11 protein-coding genes are annotated in these 12,858 nt (G+C 45.6%); 3 read left to right on the top strand and 8 right to left on the bottom strand.

All coding sequences use genetic code 11. From position 1 onward, the window contains the following. Nucleotide 1: 1 nt before the first annotated feature. The gene (gene ydiJ, locus NJR55_RS10765) at nt 2–3,031 is read left to right on the top strand and encodes a D-2-hydroxyglutarate dehydrogenase YdiJ (RefSeq protein WP_253619941.1); all 3,030 of its coding nucleotides are present in this window, start codon (nt 2–4) and stop codon (nt 3,029–3,031) included. A 26-nt stretch (nt 3,032–3,057) separates the two neighbouring features. Here ydiJ and NJR55_RS10760 read toward each other — a convergent pair whose 3' ends face one another. The 6 genes from NJR55_RS10760 to NJR55_RS10735 form a co-directional block, all read right to left on the bottom strand. Then, nucleotides 3,058–4,095 (bottom strand): Glu/Leu/Phe/Val dehydrogenase dimerization domain-containing protein, encoded by a 1,038-nt coding sequence (locus tag NJR55_RS10760; protein WP_253619940.1) that lies wholly within the window; start codon nt 4,093–4,095, stop codon nt 3,058–3,060. 132 nt (nt 4,096–4,227) lie between these two features. Further along, a complete protein-coding gene (locus NJR55_RS10755; protein ID WP_253619939.1) occupies nt 4,228–5,370 on the bottom strand; it encodes a cupin domain-containing protein in 1,143 nt (380 codons plus the stop codon). Then, the gene (gene purB / locus NJR55_RS10750; protein WP_253620440.1) at nt 5,367–6,737 is read right to left on the bottom strand and encodes an adenylosuccinate lyase; all 1,371 of its coding nucleotides are present in this window, start codon (nt 6,735–6,737) and stop codon (nt 5,367–5,369) included. Before purB ends, NJR55_RS10755 begins: the two co-directional genes overlap by 4 nt. Nucleotides 6,738–6,791: 54 nt before the next feature. After that, nucleotides 6,792–7,412 carry a high frequency lysogenization protein HflD gene (gene hflD / locus NJR55_RS10745; protein WP_253619938.1) on the bottom strand — a complete coding sequence of 207 codons (621 nt, stop codon included), beginning with the start codon at nt 7,410–7,412 and terminating at the stop codon, nt 6,792–6,794. After that, a complete protein-coding gene (gene mnmA, locus NJR55_RS10740; RefSeq protein ID WP_253619937.1) occupies nt 7,409–8,524 on the bottom strand; it encodes a tRNA 2-thiouridine(34) synthase MnmA in 1,116 nt (371 codons plus the stop codon). The genes hflD and mnmA overlap by 4 nt, the downstream gene beginning before the upstream one ends. Before the next feature lie 80 nt (nt 8,525–8,604). Further along, nucleotides 8,605–9,180, bottom strand: coding sequence for a pseudouridine synthase (locus tag NJR55_RS10735; RefSeq protein WP_253619936.1), 576 nt, complete (start codon nt 9,178–9,180; stop codon nt 8,605–8,607). A 106-nt stretch (nt 9,181–9,286) separates the two neighbouring features. Here NJR55_RS10735 and NJR55_RS10730 point away from each other — a divergent pair, with 106 nt between their 5' ends. Both NJR55_RS10730 and NJR55_RS10725 read left to right on the top strand, forming a co-directional pair. Beyond that, on the top strand, nt 9,287–10,039 hold the full coding sequence (locus NJR55_RS10730; RefSeq protein WP_253619935.1) for a hypothetical protein: 753 nt from the start codon (nt 9,287–9,289) through the stop codon (nt 10,037–10,039). Between the two features lie 7 nt (nt 10,040–10,046). Beyond that, nucleotides 10,047–10,892: a glucosaminidase domain-containing protein gene (locus NJR55_RS10725; protein WP_253619934.1), complete on the top strand. Its 846-nt coding sequence runs from the start codon at nt 10,047–10,049 to the stop codon at nt 10,890–10,892. Between the two features lie 69 nt (nt 10,893–10,961). Here NJR55_RS10725 and ttcA read toward each other — a convergent pair whose 3' ends face one another. Together ttcA and uspE are read right to left on the bottom strand one after the other, a co-directional pair. Next, nucleotides 10,962–11,864: a tRNA 2-thiocytidine(32) synthetase TtcA gene (gene ttcA / locus NJR55_RS10720; RefSeq protein ID WP_253620439.1), complete on the bottom strand. Its 903-nt coding sequence runs from the start codon at nt 11,862–11,864 to the stop codon at nt 10,962–10,964. Nucleotides 11,865–11,930: 66 nt separating this feature from the next. After that, complete coding sequence (gene uspE / locus NJR55_RS10715; RefSeq protein ID WP_253619933.1) at nt 11,931–12,857, bottom strand: universal stress protein UspE; 927 nt, start codon at nt 12,855–12,857, stop codon at nt 11,931–11,933. Nucleotide 12,858: the final 1 nt, after the last annotated feature.

Genomic DNA, 12,858 nt, shown 5'->3' with positions numbered 1-12,858 from the left:
TATGACTGTATTACCTGAGATTGCTGCTGAGAATGCGTTACCAGATGACTACCGGCACTTTATTGAGCAGGTAAGAAGCTCAGAGTTTGCAGGTGAAATTGACGTGAGTTATTCGGGCCGTTTAATCGCGGCCACGGATAACAGCGTTTACCAAAACCTGCCTCAGGCGGTTTTGTATCCTCTGAATCAAGCCGACCTTGTGTTGCTGATGAAGCTGGCTGGTCAGGAAAGCAACAGCAGTGTGCAGTTCTCTCCCCGTGGAGGTGGCACCGGCACCAATGGCCAGTCTTTAACTTCCGGTATTGTGGTGGATTTAAGCCGCCATATGAATAAAGTGCTGGAAGTTAACCCGAAAGAAGGCTGGGTGCGAGTGCAGGCCGGGGTGGTAAAGGATCAGCTCAACGATATTTTACGCCCTCATGGCTATTTCTTTTCACCTGACTTATCGACCAGTAATCGTGCGACTCTTGGCGGAATGATCAATACTGACGCGTCGGGTCAGGGCTCGTTGGTTTATGGTAAAACCAGCGATCACATTCTTGGTTTAAAAACTGTGCTGCTTGACGGTTCTGTACTTGATAGCGGATCGGTTTCGCTTGAACAGGCCGAAACCGTCGCGCGGCGGGATAATCGCATTGCCCGAATTTACAGGCAGGTTATTGATACCTGCGTGGGGGAAGCTGAGAGTATTCGTGATAAATTTCCGCCGCTGAATCGTTTTTTAACCGGTTATGACTTGAAACATGCCTATAACGCCGAGCAGCAAAAGATAGATGTTTCGCGAATCATTGCTGGCTCAGAAGGAACCTTAGGCTTTGTCAGTGAAGCCCGGCTGAATATTACTCCTATTCCCAAGCATCGGGTATTGGTGAACGTAAAATATTCAAATTTCCAGGCTGCTTTAGAAAACTCTCCTTTCTTAGTTGATGCCAAAGCAACCTCTGTAGAGACGGTTGACAGTACCGTACTGAATCTTGCACGTCAGGATATAATCTGGAAGTCAGTTGAGCCGTTGTTGTCTGATGTTGAAGGTCAGCGCATGGATGGCATCAACATGGTTGAGTTCACCGGGTTAAATCAGGAAGAAATAGACAGTAAAGTTAATTCTTTAACCCAACGTCTGGACAAGCTGATTAAAAGCAAAGACAGCAAAGGGGTTATTGGCTATCAAGTCTGTGACGATTTGCCCAGTATCCAGCTTATTTATGCTATGCGGAAAAAATCGGTGGGCTTGCTGGGCGCTACAAAAGGGCGTCGTAAACCCGTTGCTTTTGCTGAAGACACCGCAGTTCCTCCGGAGAAACTGGCTGATTTTATTAATGAGTTTCGTGCTCTTTTAGATGCTAATGGGCTGCATTACGGCATGTTTGGGCACGCTGATGCCGGAGTTTTACATGTGCGGCCTGCACTGGATTTGTGTGAGCCGGAAGATGAAGTCATGCTCAGGCAAATCAGTGATAAAGTTGCCGAGCTAACACAAAAATATGGCGGACTCATGTGGGGCGAACACGGTAAAGGGTATCGCTCAGAGTACGTACCGGCATTTTTTGGTGAGCATCTCTATACCGAGTTGCGAAAAATTAAGGCCAGCTTTGACCCTTTTAACCAGCTAAACCCGGGAAAAATCTGCACACCGTTTAACACCGATGCCGAACTTGTTTCTGTCGATGCCGTTAAGCGCGGCTTCTTTGATCGTCAAATACCGGTGGCTACACGCGACAGCTATAAAAACGCGATGGACTGTAACGGTAATGGCTTGTGTTTTAATTACGATCCTAAATCCGCAATGTGTCCTTCTTATAAGGTAACGCGGGACCGTCGTTATTCGCCCAAAGGGCGGGCAGGGCTTTTACGTGAATGGTTACGGCTTACGCACAACGCCGGCTATAACGCGGCTGAAAAGCCAGAATCATTGGGCTTTGCGAAACGCCAGCTTAACCGGTTTACTGGAAAAAATGATTTCAGCCACGAAGTGAAAGAGTCCATGGACAAATGCCTGGCTTGTAAGGCGTGTACCAACCAATGCCCAGTCAGTGTCGATGTGCCGACGTTCCGCGCTCGTTTTTATGATCATTATTACAGTAAATACGCTCGTCCGTTAAAAGACTATCTGGTTAAAGGTATTGAAAAGACCGCGCCGATAGCGAGTAAGTTTCCCAGGTTGAGTAATGTACTGATTAATAATCCGTTAAGCCGATTTGTACTCAAATACGGTATTGGCTATGTCGATACGCCGTTATTCTCAACGCCCAACTTAAGAACGGCCTGGCGCCGGAACGGGCTTATTGAGTTAACCACAGAGCAGATAATGAGTCTGACTGAGGATGAAAAGTCAAAGGCGGTGGTTATTGCGCAGGATCCGTTCACAACCTTCTACGAGGCCGATCTGGTTCTGAAGCTGGGTCTGCTAATCAAAAAGTTAGGTTACACACCGGTTTTACTGCCGTTTATAGGACATGGTAAAGCTCAGCACGTGAAAGGATTTATCAGCGACTTCGAGAAAACAGCCGAAAAAGTGACTGAACAGTTAAAGCCTGTTTCTGATGCTAATATTCCATTAATTGGCCCCGACAGTTCTACAGCGCTGATATTCCGGGACGAATACCGCAAGGCTAGCGACGGGCAATTGCCCGAAGTTAATGTAATGACGGTTGTAGAATGGCTTAATACCTTAAACTTTGATGACATCAGTTCATTCAGTACTAGTCGCTACGGTTTAATGCTGCACTGTACCGAACAGAGTTTCGTACCTGAGTCAGCTAAACAATGGCAAGCTTTATTTCAAAGCCTGGGTCTAAAGCTGAATATTGTTAATGTCGGCTGTTGCGGCATGGCTGGTACATTTGGGCATGAGAAACAGAACCAGGAAGACAGCCGGGGACTTTATCAAATGGGCTGGCAACAGGCTGTCCAGGAATACGGCGCCAGCGGAATACTAGTCACTGGATTTTCTTGTCGCTCACAAATAAAGCGGATAGAAAAAAAGCGGGTGAGACACCCGCTTGAGATAATCTTACAAAGCCTGAGTTAACTCAGGCTTTTTATTTGCAGTGACGTTTACTGCTTACCTTTGGCGATAATTTCGCGTGCCATCTCATCAGCTACTGTTCCGGTAGGGCGGTCTTCGTCCTGTGCCCGGGCAAAAAGCTGATCTAAGGTATCGTATATACCGCGCACACGTTTTTCTGTTTCTTCCACAGTAAAGTTGGCAGCTTCTGAACAAATATGAATAACGCCACCGGCATTAATCACGTAGTCAGGAGCGTATAAAATACCCATATCTTTAACCGCTTTATCGTGTTTAGGGTTAGCTAACTGGTTATTCGCGCTGCCGGCAATAATTTTGACTTTAAGTTGTTTTAAAGTCTCGTCATTGATAGTGGCACCTAAAGCACATGGTGCATACACGTCAGCCTCTACGCCATAGATTTCATCCAGACCAACGGCTTTCGCGCCCAGTTCTTTAACAGCACGCTCAACGGCTTCTTCGTTTATATCGGTAACAATGAGCTCAGCACCGTCTTCTGCGCAGTACTTGGCAAAATCGTAGCCAACAGCACCCAAACCCTGAACGGCAATTTTAACGCCTTTAAGATCTTCGCTACCTAATTTGTGTTTTGCAGCAGCTTTAAGACCAAGGTAAGTACCGAGTGCCGTATGCGGTGAAGGGTCGCCTGCTTTATCAGCGGTACCTGCAACGTAGCTGGTCTCTTTTGCGACCATACCGATATCTTCAGTACGAATGTTGACGTCTTCAGCGGTAATGTAACGACCACTTAAAGACTCGATGAAGCGACCATAAGCGCGGAAGAGCTCTTCGCTTTTGATTTTCTTCGCGTCGCCGATGATAACGGCTTTACCGCCACCTAAAGGCAGACCGGCCATTGCACTTTTATAAGTCATACCACGAGACAGACGCAGTACATCGGTAACCGCTTCGGCAGAAGAAGCGTAGTTCCATAAACGAGTACCACCAAGGCTTGGACCTAAAGTTGTATCGTGGATGGCAATAATGGCTTTTAAGCCTGATTCCTGATCATGACAAAACACCACTTGCTCGTGGTGATCAAATTCGGGATGCTCGTATAGAGACATGAGTTTCACTTCCTCATTGCTTCAAAAATTGCGCGAACATTACCATTTAGATAAGGCTCGCGCTACTTTAAGATGCGAATAAATTTAGGTATTTAAACAGGCGTTTATCAACTCTTGTTTACACAGAATCACTTAAGATTCATCAATGTATAAATAGATGATTCCCTGGTTAATGGCTTCGGCAATTAGCTCACACTCGGCTGGAGATTTTGCCAATTTAGCTAATTCTTCAGTAGCTTCAGAGCCTTGCAATTGCGCCAGCCATTCCGCCACTGGTAAAGCCTCTTGTACAACCTGAAAAACTTCGCCATTACCGTAAAATTGCTTGTCGCTAAGTTTTAAGAAACGGGCGCCCGAGGCCTTTTCTATAAACGCATTTTGCTGCGCGAGCAGAGTCGGAATTTGCTCAGCGGTGGTTAGCAGCTCCGGCTCGGGAAGAGGGCGTTTAGACTGGGAAATAATTTTTGCCAATAATGCGTCTGTTTCGTCGCTTTCTAAAGCATCTTTTAAAAACTGCTTTAATGCATCTAGCTGTGTTTTTTCAATAACCCATGAAACACTTTTGCTGCTAAGAGTCGGGTCTTGATAACGGTCCTGCAACGACTCCTGTTGCATCGCAATATCACCTAACTGTAGCAGTAGCTCGGCTTTCGATGGAGCGCGAAAACCAACAGAGTAGTTTAAAGACGGTTCCAGCGAGATACCGTCATGAGGACAGCCCGCAGGAATATATAAAACGTCACCGGCAGTCAGGTGTTCATCAATAACAGCGTTAAATTCGCCTTTTATCTGGCAGAGGTCTTCCGCGGGCTGATGCTCCTGCATTGCTTGTCGTTCACCCACCCGCCAATGTCGGGAGCCTGCGCCCTGAATAATAAAAACATCGTACTGATCCATGTGAGGTCCGACACCGCCGTTTTCACAGGAAAAGCTGACCATGACATCGTCGATGCGCCAGTCGGGCAGAAAGCGGAAAGGTGTTATCAATTCACCTACGTCGGGTAGCCACTCGTTTACTGACTGCACCAATAAAGTCCAGTCAGTTTCTCCGAACTTTTCGTAGTCCTCAAATGGACCGTGAGTCACTAACCAACCCGACTCAGTGTCCGCCCGAGATTCAATAACCCGAGAGTCCGCGCCTTCTTCCATCGCCAGTCCAGCCAGAATTTCGGGGCTTACAGGGTCGGTAAAATCAGCAAAGCCTTGTCGAATAAGACAAGGCTTTTTCTGCCAGTAATTTGCTAAGAAGTCGTCTTTATCAAAAGCTAATTTCATACAAGATCATCAACAAATTGCGTGGCACGGCCAATATAATTAGCCGGAGTCAGTGCTTTCATTTCGTCTTTAGCTGCATCAGGTACGTCTAAAGAGTCAATAAATTTTGCCAGATCATCGCTGGTAATACGCTTACCGCGAGTTAAGGTCTTTAGCTTCTCGTATGGTTTTTCAACACCGTAGCGACGCATAACAGTTTGTACCGGCTCCGCCATTAATTCCCAATTTTCATCCAGCTCAGCCGCTAAACGGGCTTCGTTAACTTCCAGTTTACTCAAACCTTTTAAGGTCGCCTGGAATGCGATAACAGTATGGGCAACACCCACGCCTAAATTACGTAAAACAGTTGAGTCAGTCAGGTCGCGCTGCCAGCGTGAAATAGGCAGTTTCTGAGCTAAATGCTGCATAACAGCGTTTGCAATACCCAGGTTACCTTCGGAGTTTTCAAAGTCGATAGGGTTTACTTTATGAGGCATGGTTGATGAGCCAACTTCGCCTTCAACAGTACGTTGTTTAAAGTGGTTCAATGCAATATAGCCCCATACGTCACGATCAAAATCAATGAGTACGGTATTAAAGCGAGCTAATGCATCAAAGTATTCAGCAACATAGTCATGCGGCTCAATTTGCGTTGTGTAAGCATTCCAGCTCAAGCCTAATGAAGTAACAAATTGTTCTGAAATATGGTGCCAGTCAACGTTAGGGTAGGCTGCCAGGTGTGCGTTGTAGTTACCGACAGCACCGTTTATTTTACCCATAACGTCAACAGCTTTAAGCTGTGCCAGCTGACGTTGTAAGCGCACGGCAACGTTTGCAAATTCTTTGCCCATTGTGGTTGGCGTTGCCGGTTGCCCGTGTGTACGAGCCATCATAGGAACCGCTTTGTGTTCTTTCGCCAGCTCTTTAACCCGGTCGACCAACTCCCGCATCATAGGCAGTAATACTTCATCGCGAGCTGTGTTCAGCATTAAACCATGAGAAAGATTATTAATGTCTTCGGACGTACAGGCAAAGTGGATGAACTCGGAAACTTTATTCAGCTCTTCGTTATCTGCCACTTTCTCTTTCAGAAAGTACTCAACCGCTTTCACGTCGTGGTTGGTGGTACGTTCAATAGTTTTTATGCGCTCAGCATCGTCTACCGAGAAATTCTCAACAATGGAGTTCAGTATCTGTGTTGCTTCTTTACTCAGCGCAGGTACTTCTTTAATACCGTCAACGTCGGCTAATAATTGCAACCAACGAACCTCAACAGTCACTCGAAATTTAATCAGTCCGTACTCACTGAAAATAGGGCGTAACATTTCTGCTTTTGAGGCGTATCGTCCGTCAACAGGTGACACCGCCGTCAAGGAGGAAAAGGGCAACATAAACTGGCTCTCCGAGGGTTAATTGAATCGTTAATTGTTACTTGTTACTGGTTATGCGACATGCAGCAGTTGCTGCGCTGTATCTAACATTTTCTTTCTAGAAAACACGAAATGACGACGCTTGCCGCCTACTTGCTGCCAAAGCACGGAACTGCGAATGCCAGCTAGCAGCAAGGTTCTAATATGGTGTTGATTTGAGTCTCGTTTTAAAAACTCCGGGTTACCATTAATGCGAATAGGTTGTCCCAGGGGGCTTATCAGTTCGCGATAAATTCCAGCCAAACTTTGCTGAATGCGGTAGTTTTCAAACTCAAACTCTTCTTTTTGACGTTTTACCTGGGTAATACGCTCGCCCAGTAAATTGAGTACGTCGGGCTGTTTAAGTAAACGCCGGGAAAGGTGGATCAAACCAACCAAATAGCGGGTGACCTCAAGATCTTTATTCTTATTATTTCCGGCCTGACGAATAAACGCCTGAATGCCGGGTTGAATATTTTCCAACCCGCCATAAATATCTTCTATGTTGTCAGGGTTTTGTTGCAGGAGGCTGTGAACCAAAGTGTTTGTAATAGACTCCGGGTAAAGCTCTCCGCTGCGAGCCAGCTTCTGCACAGCCATAGCACTTAACGACATACCAGCTAAGGCAATTACCCGTTGCTGCCATTCGTTCATAGCTTAACCTCAAAATCAGTAATGCGTTGTTCAATAATGCCGCCGCCTAAACAAACATCATCACTGTAAAATACCGCAGACTGGCCTGGAGTAACCGCTGCAACCGGTTCTTTAAATTGAACCTGAAAATCACCGTTACTAAGCGGCGTAACCCGGCAGGGAATATCTTGCTGGCGATAGCGCGTTTTCACCGTGCAATCGAAAGCCTCCGATGGGGCGTTTCGACTAACCCAATGCAGTTGTCCGGCAATAAGGCCCTGAGAGTATAGACGCGGATGGTTTTTCCCCTGCGCCACAATTAAAACGTTACGTTCGACATCTTTGTCGACAACATACCAGGGTTCGCCGGAAGTATCTGCCATGCCACCTATATGCAGGCCTTTACGCTGACCCAGCGTGTGGTACATCAGGCCTTCGTGTTCGCCTAAGCTCTCACCTTCAACGGACTCAATGGGGCCGGGTTTGGCGGGAAGGTACTGCTGCAAAAAGTCCTTAAACTTGCGCTCGCCAATAAAGCAAATGCCGGTTGAGTCTTTTTTATCAGCAGTGACCAGGCCTTGCTCTTCCGCAATGCGGCGAACTTCTGGTTTCTCCAGTTCTCCGACCGGGAACAGAGTCTGTGCAATGTGTTCATGGCTCAAGGTATACAAAAAGTAACTTTGATCTTTATTACTGTCTAAGCCACGCAGCATTTCCCACTTTCCGTCACGTTGCTGGCGGCGCACATAGTGTCCGGTTGCAATATAATCGGCATCTAATGCTTCGGCGGCAAACTCAAGAAAGGCCTTAAATTTAATTTCTTTGTTGCACATAATGTCGGGATTTGGCGTGCGACCCGCCTTGTATTCTTCCAGAAAATACTCGAATACATTGTCCCAATATTCTGCGGCGAAATTGATTGTGTGCAGCTCTATACCAAGCGTTTCACAAACTTTTTCAGCGTCAGCTAAGTCATCGGAAGCCGCGCAGTATTCGTCAGTATCGTCTTCTTCCCAGTTCTTCATAAACAGACCTTCTACCTGGTAGCCCTGCTGCATAAGAAGGTAAGCTGAAACGGAGGAGTCGACGCCCCCGGACATTCCGACAATGACTTTTTTACTGGCATTTGACATAGGTTAACCCTAACTGACTATCGCTCCTGAATTGGCTGCGCATTCTATCATTTTAGCGCGCGTGAGGGTAGCTCAGGAAGTTACCAAACTGGTGGCTCTGAACGCCATTCGCCGGGCTGCATTGTTTTTAACTGAAAAGGGCCAACGGCGGCTCGTATCAAACGTAAAGTTGGCAGGCCAACATGAGCTGTCATGCGACGAACCTGACGGTTTTTACCCTCGCGAATTTTAAGGCAGAGCCAGCTGTCCGGAACGCTTTTGCGCTCACGAACGGGAGGGGTTCGCGGCCACAAGTTCATTGGCTCAGGCATCACGAAGGCTTCAGCAGGGCGAGTCATTCCATCATTTAGCTCGACACCGTTTCTTAACTGCTCTAACTGTTCTTCGCTTGGGTCACCTTCTACCTGCACCCAATAGGTTTTCCAGACTTTGTATTTAGGATTAGCAAGGCGAGCCTGATAAACGCCGTCATTGGTTAGCAACAGCAACCCTTCGCTGTCTTTATCAAGACGTCCGGCAGGGTATACGTCGTTATGGGGAATGAACTGTTTTAAAGTTTGATCGCCGTCCTCCCCAGTGAACTGAGATAAAACGCCGTAAGGCTTGTTCAGTAAAACCAACTTGGGGTTTGCCGGTCGTTTTGTCTGCGATTTCATGAGTGCCTCAGCTTGTTCTGTCGATTTAAATTGGATCGTACCAGAGGATACTCTAGTATATCGGGCGCTAGTTTATCTTACTGATCAAAAAAGTGTGGGAATTTCTGTGGATGATAACAAAGTAATAATTGGTGGTTCATTAGTTGAATCGCTTAAAGGAAACTATCAGCTGTCGTTGCGGCAAGTTTTTGAGCAGGCATTTAACATTACCAAATCAAATCTGACCCCGTTAATTGGTGGCTTTTTGGTTTTATTGAGTATTAATGTGGTGATGGTACTCATTTTGATGAACGTGTTTTCGATTGAGAGCCTGCAAACATCAATAAAACTTCAGTACTTCTCCAGCATTTTGCAAGCTGTCATCAGTGCTCCTTTATTAGGTGGCTTGATGTTAATGGGCATCAAACATAGCGTCGGTATCGGCACAAAAAGCGCAGATGTTTTTAATGGCTTCAATGTCATGTTCCCTTTAATTGCTGTCGCTCTAATAAGTACTTTGTTAAGCATTGTAGCCAGTCAATTATTTGGATTGATTCATCCAAACGTTTCTATTTTGGCACAACTTTACATTACGGTTATTTTGATACTCGCTATGCCTTTAGTTATTGAGAGAGGAGTTGGCCCGCTAAACGCCTTGTACTATTCAATAAAAATTATCCATTTTAAACTGCCTAAATTTATCCTGTTATTTTTGATTCTTGCGGGCTTGTTACTTCTGGCCATTATCCCGTTTGGGCTAGGACTTATCTGGATGTTACCAATGATTTATAACCTTATTGGAGTGGTCTATCGGGAAGTCATTGGCGTAACAGTTATTGAGAAACCCAAAAACAGTTCGTCTGATAATATTTCAGCTTGAGGAATACATGCGATTATTAACCATATTACTATTTATTGTATTGAGTGTAGCGGCGTTACTTTTACCGTGGATCATTAAAGATACAGAGTTAGAAGCCCCTGAACAATCGGTCACGGCTCATTTACCGGCAATTCCTGAAGTGCCTGTTCAAAGAGACTTACCGGACTTTATGTCGATGACCGATGTTACAGAAAAGAAAGAAGAATTCTTTCGCTTTTTACTGCCTTTGGTGGAGGCCGAAAACATACGAATATTGCATGACAGAGCATACCTCAAGGCAATTCACGAACGATTTAAAAGCAATGAACTGACAGAAGCGGATAAAAAACGAATAGCAGATTGGATAGAGTATTATCGACTGGAAGATGATATTGCGATTGATGAAAATTTATTTGGTTTGTTAAAACGTCGTATTGATATTATTCCAGAAATGATGGTGCTGGTTCAGGCTGCAAATGAGTCAGGCTGGGGAACTTCCAGATTCTCACGTCAAGGTCTGAACTTATTTGGCCAGTGGTGTTATTCCAAAGGTTGCGGCTTAGTTCCTAACCAAAGAGATGACGATGGGCGCCATGAAGTTGCGCAGTTTGATTCTGTTAACGCTTCCGTAAAAAGCTATATGCGCAATATTAATACTCATGGCGCTTATCTCGATTTACGTTTGTTGCGAGAGCAAAAACGCCTGGATAACGAGGACATACTGGCAAGAGATCTAATTACCGGCTTATCAAGCTACTCTGAACGAGGAGAAGAATATATTGATGAACTACGCGCAATGATTCGTATCAATCGACCCATTGTGAAACGAGTCAGCGAGGAATTGAATACGCCGGAAGTTCCGCAACCAGAGTAAGGTTTAAGCGAAACTATATTCTCATAAACATAAGAGAGGCTCAATTCAGAGCCTCTTTTTGTATCTGGTCTAGGCCAAATGTTTGATGGGAATATTGCCGGCAAAAACGGGACTCTCTTCAGTTTCAAAGTTTGAAGTAAAGCTGTCAGTATCAAAGGCTTTATCGCCATTTTCATCAGCAACACCGTCTGCGGTAACGGCCTTAAAATCAAACAGAGCGCTGTCGGCTAAATGTGAGGGAACAACGTTTTGCATTGCCGTAAATAAGCTTTCAATTCTGCCCGGAAATTGTTTGTCCCATCCGTTAAGCATTTGCTTTATTTGTTTTCTTTGCAGGTTTTCCTGAGAGCCACATAAGTTACAAGGGATAATAGGGAAGTCCATTGCCGTTGAGTATTGTTCTATATCCTTTTCACGGGCATAAGCCAAAGGGCGAATAACAACATGCTCGCCGTTATCGCTTGCCAATTTAGGCGGCATAGATTTCAACTTGCCACCGTGAAACATATTCAGAAAAAGGGTTTCTATCATGTCGTCGCGGTGGTGACCCAACGCAATTTTCGTAGCTTTTAATTCTTTGGCTGTGCGATACAAAATGCCGCGTCTAAGGCGTGAACACAAAGAACAGGTTGTTTTTCCTTCGGGGATTTTATCTTTTACGATGCTGTAGGTATCTTCTTCAACAATTTTGTATTCAACGTCCAGCTTTTCCAGGTAAGCCGGAAGCACATGCTCCGGAAACCCGGGTTGCTTTTGATCCAGGTTGACCGCAACCAGAGAAAAGCGAACAGGAGCAACTTTTTGCAGATAAAGAAGAGTGTCCAACAAAGTGTAACTGTCTTTGCCGCCGGACAGACACACCATAATATGGTCGCCGTCTTCAATCATTCCGAAATCTTGTATGGCTTTTCCCGCATCGCGGCGAATACGTTTCTGTAGCTTGTTGAAACTGTATTTATTTTCACTGGCCATAATGGCTCCTGCAACCTTTGTCATCTGGAAGTTCTGAGGAGCCGGATTATACCTGAGCAGTTAAACTCAAGCGAGGGGGCTGACAAAGTCTTCTGGCTTAATTGCCAGCACATCACAATTTAACTGGTCCAGTACGTGTTCAGCCGTGTTACCTAACAAGGCTGCGCTCAATCCCGTGCGGCCAATAGTGCCTAACACCACCAGTTCAGCATCCAACTGTTTTGCGGCCTCGGGAATCACCTGTTCAGGTAACCCCTGTGAAAGGTATTGATAGTTCTTAGGAATGCCATACTCACGACCAAGAGCAGCTATGCGATTAACGTGGTGTTGTTCAAGTGCATCGGTGTATTCACTAACATCAAATTCAGGAATTTCTACCGCTACGTTAACGGGAGCGGTAGGGTACGCGTTAACCAGGTGCACACTGGCACTCAACACCTTACTCATTGATTGAGCATGTTCAATAATGCGTTTATTCAGGTTTTGATGGTGTTCTTCTTCTGAACCGGTATGAACGGCAGCAATGATCTGCCCGTGGCTTGGCCATTCATGTTCTTTAACCAATAATACCGGACAGGGGGCTTTTCGTAGCAGGTGCCAGTCAGTTGGGGTGAAAATTAGATTCTGGAAGCTGGCACTGACCTGAGTGCCTTTTATTATAAGGTCGTGCTTGTGCTTTATCGCTTCTTTAATAATGGCTTCAAAAGGTCGGTTATGCCAGACCACATCGATATCAATGCGAACCGAATCGGTATCGAATTCGCTCAATACGTCGGTTAACCAGGCTCTTCTGTCTGCTATAAGGTTTGAACGCATAACATCGCGTTCCTCACTGGATAGCATGGTTGTCATTTCGTAAGAAAAGTCATAAATAGACAAAAACAGCGTTAATCTGGCATCGCTCAGCCTAGCCATATGTAAAGCGCGTTTCAATGCTTTGTGCTGCTCATCTGCAGCGTCTATAACAACTAAAACGTGACGGAATGCGTCCATA

The organism is Idiomarina rhizosphaerae, assembly GCF_024159085.1.
Classification (GTDB): domain Bacteria; phylum Pseudomonadota; class Gammaproteobacteria; order Enterobacterales; family Alteromonadaceae; genus Idiomarina; species Idiomarina rhizosphaerae.
The sequence above is the reverse complement of the archived record's forward strand: the minus strand, read 5'-3'. Positions and strand labels throughout refer to the sequence as shown.

What these genes read in the sequence shown, in the direction of transcription:
- NJR55_RS10755 (WP_253619939.1), bottom strand. Translation starts at nt 5,370, where the DNA reads ATGAAATTAGCTTTTGATAAAGACGACTTCTTAGCAAATTACTGGCAG.
- NJR55_RS10760 (WP_253619940.1), bottom strand. Translation starts at nt 4,095, where the DNA reads ATGTCTCTATACGAGCATCCCGAATTTGATCACCACGAGCAAGTGGTG.
- NJR55_RS10735 (WP_253619936.1), bottom strand. Translation starts at nt 9,180, where the DNA reads ATGAAATCGCAGACAAAACGACCGGCAAACCCCAAGTTGGTTTTACTG.
- ydiJ (WP_253619941.1), top strand. Translation starts at nt 2, where the DNA reads ATGACTGTATTACCTGAGATTGCTGCTGAGAATGCGTTACCAGATGAC.
- ttcA (WP_253620439.1), bottom strand. Translation starts at nt 11,864, where the DNA reads ATGGCCAGTGAAAATAAATACAGTTTCAACAAGCTACAGAAACGTATT.
- NJR55_RS10725 (WP_253619934.1), top strand. Translation starts at nt 10,047, where the DNA reads ATGCGATTATTAACCATATTACTATTTATTGTATTGAGTGTAGCGGCG.
- uspE (WP_253619933.1), bottom strand. Translation starts at nt 12,857, where the DNA reads ATGGACGCATTCCGTCACGTTTTAGTTGTTATAGACGCTGCAGATGAG.
- mnmA (WP_253619937.1), bottom strand. Translation starts at nt 8,524, where the DNA reads ATGTCAAATGCCAGTAAAAAAGTCATTGTCGGAATGTCCGGGGGCGTC.
- hflD (WP_253619938.1), bottom strand. Translation starts at nt 7,412, where the DNA reads ATGAACGAATGGCAGCAACGGGTAATTGCCTTAGCTGGTATGTCGTTA.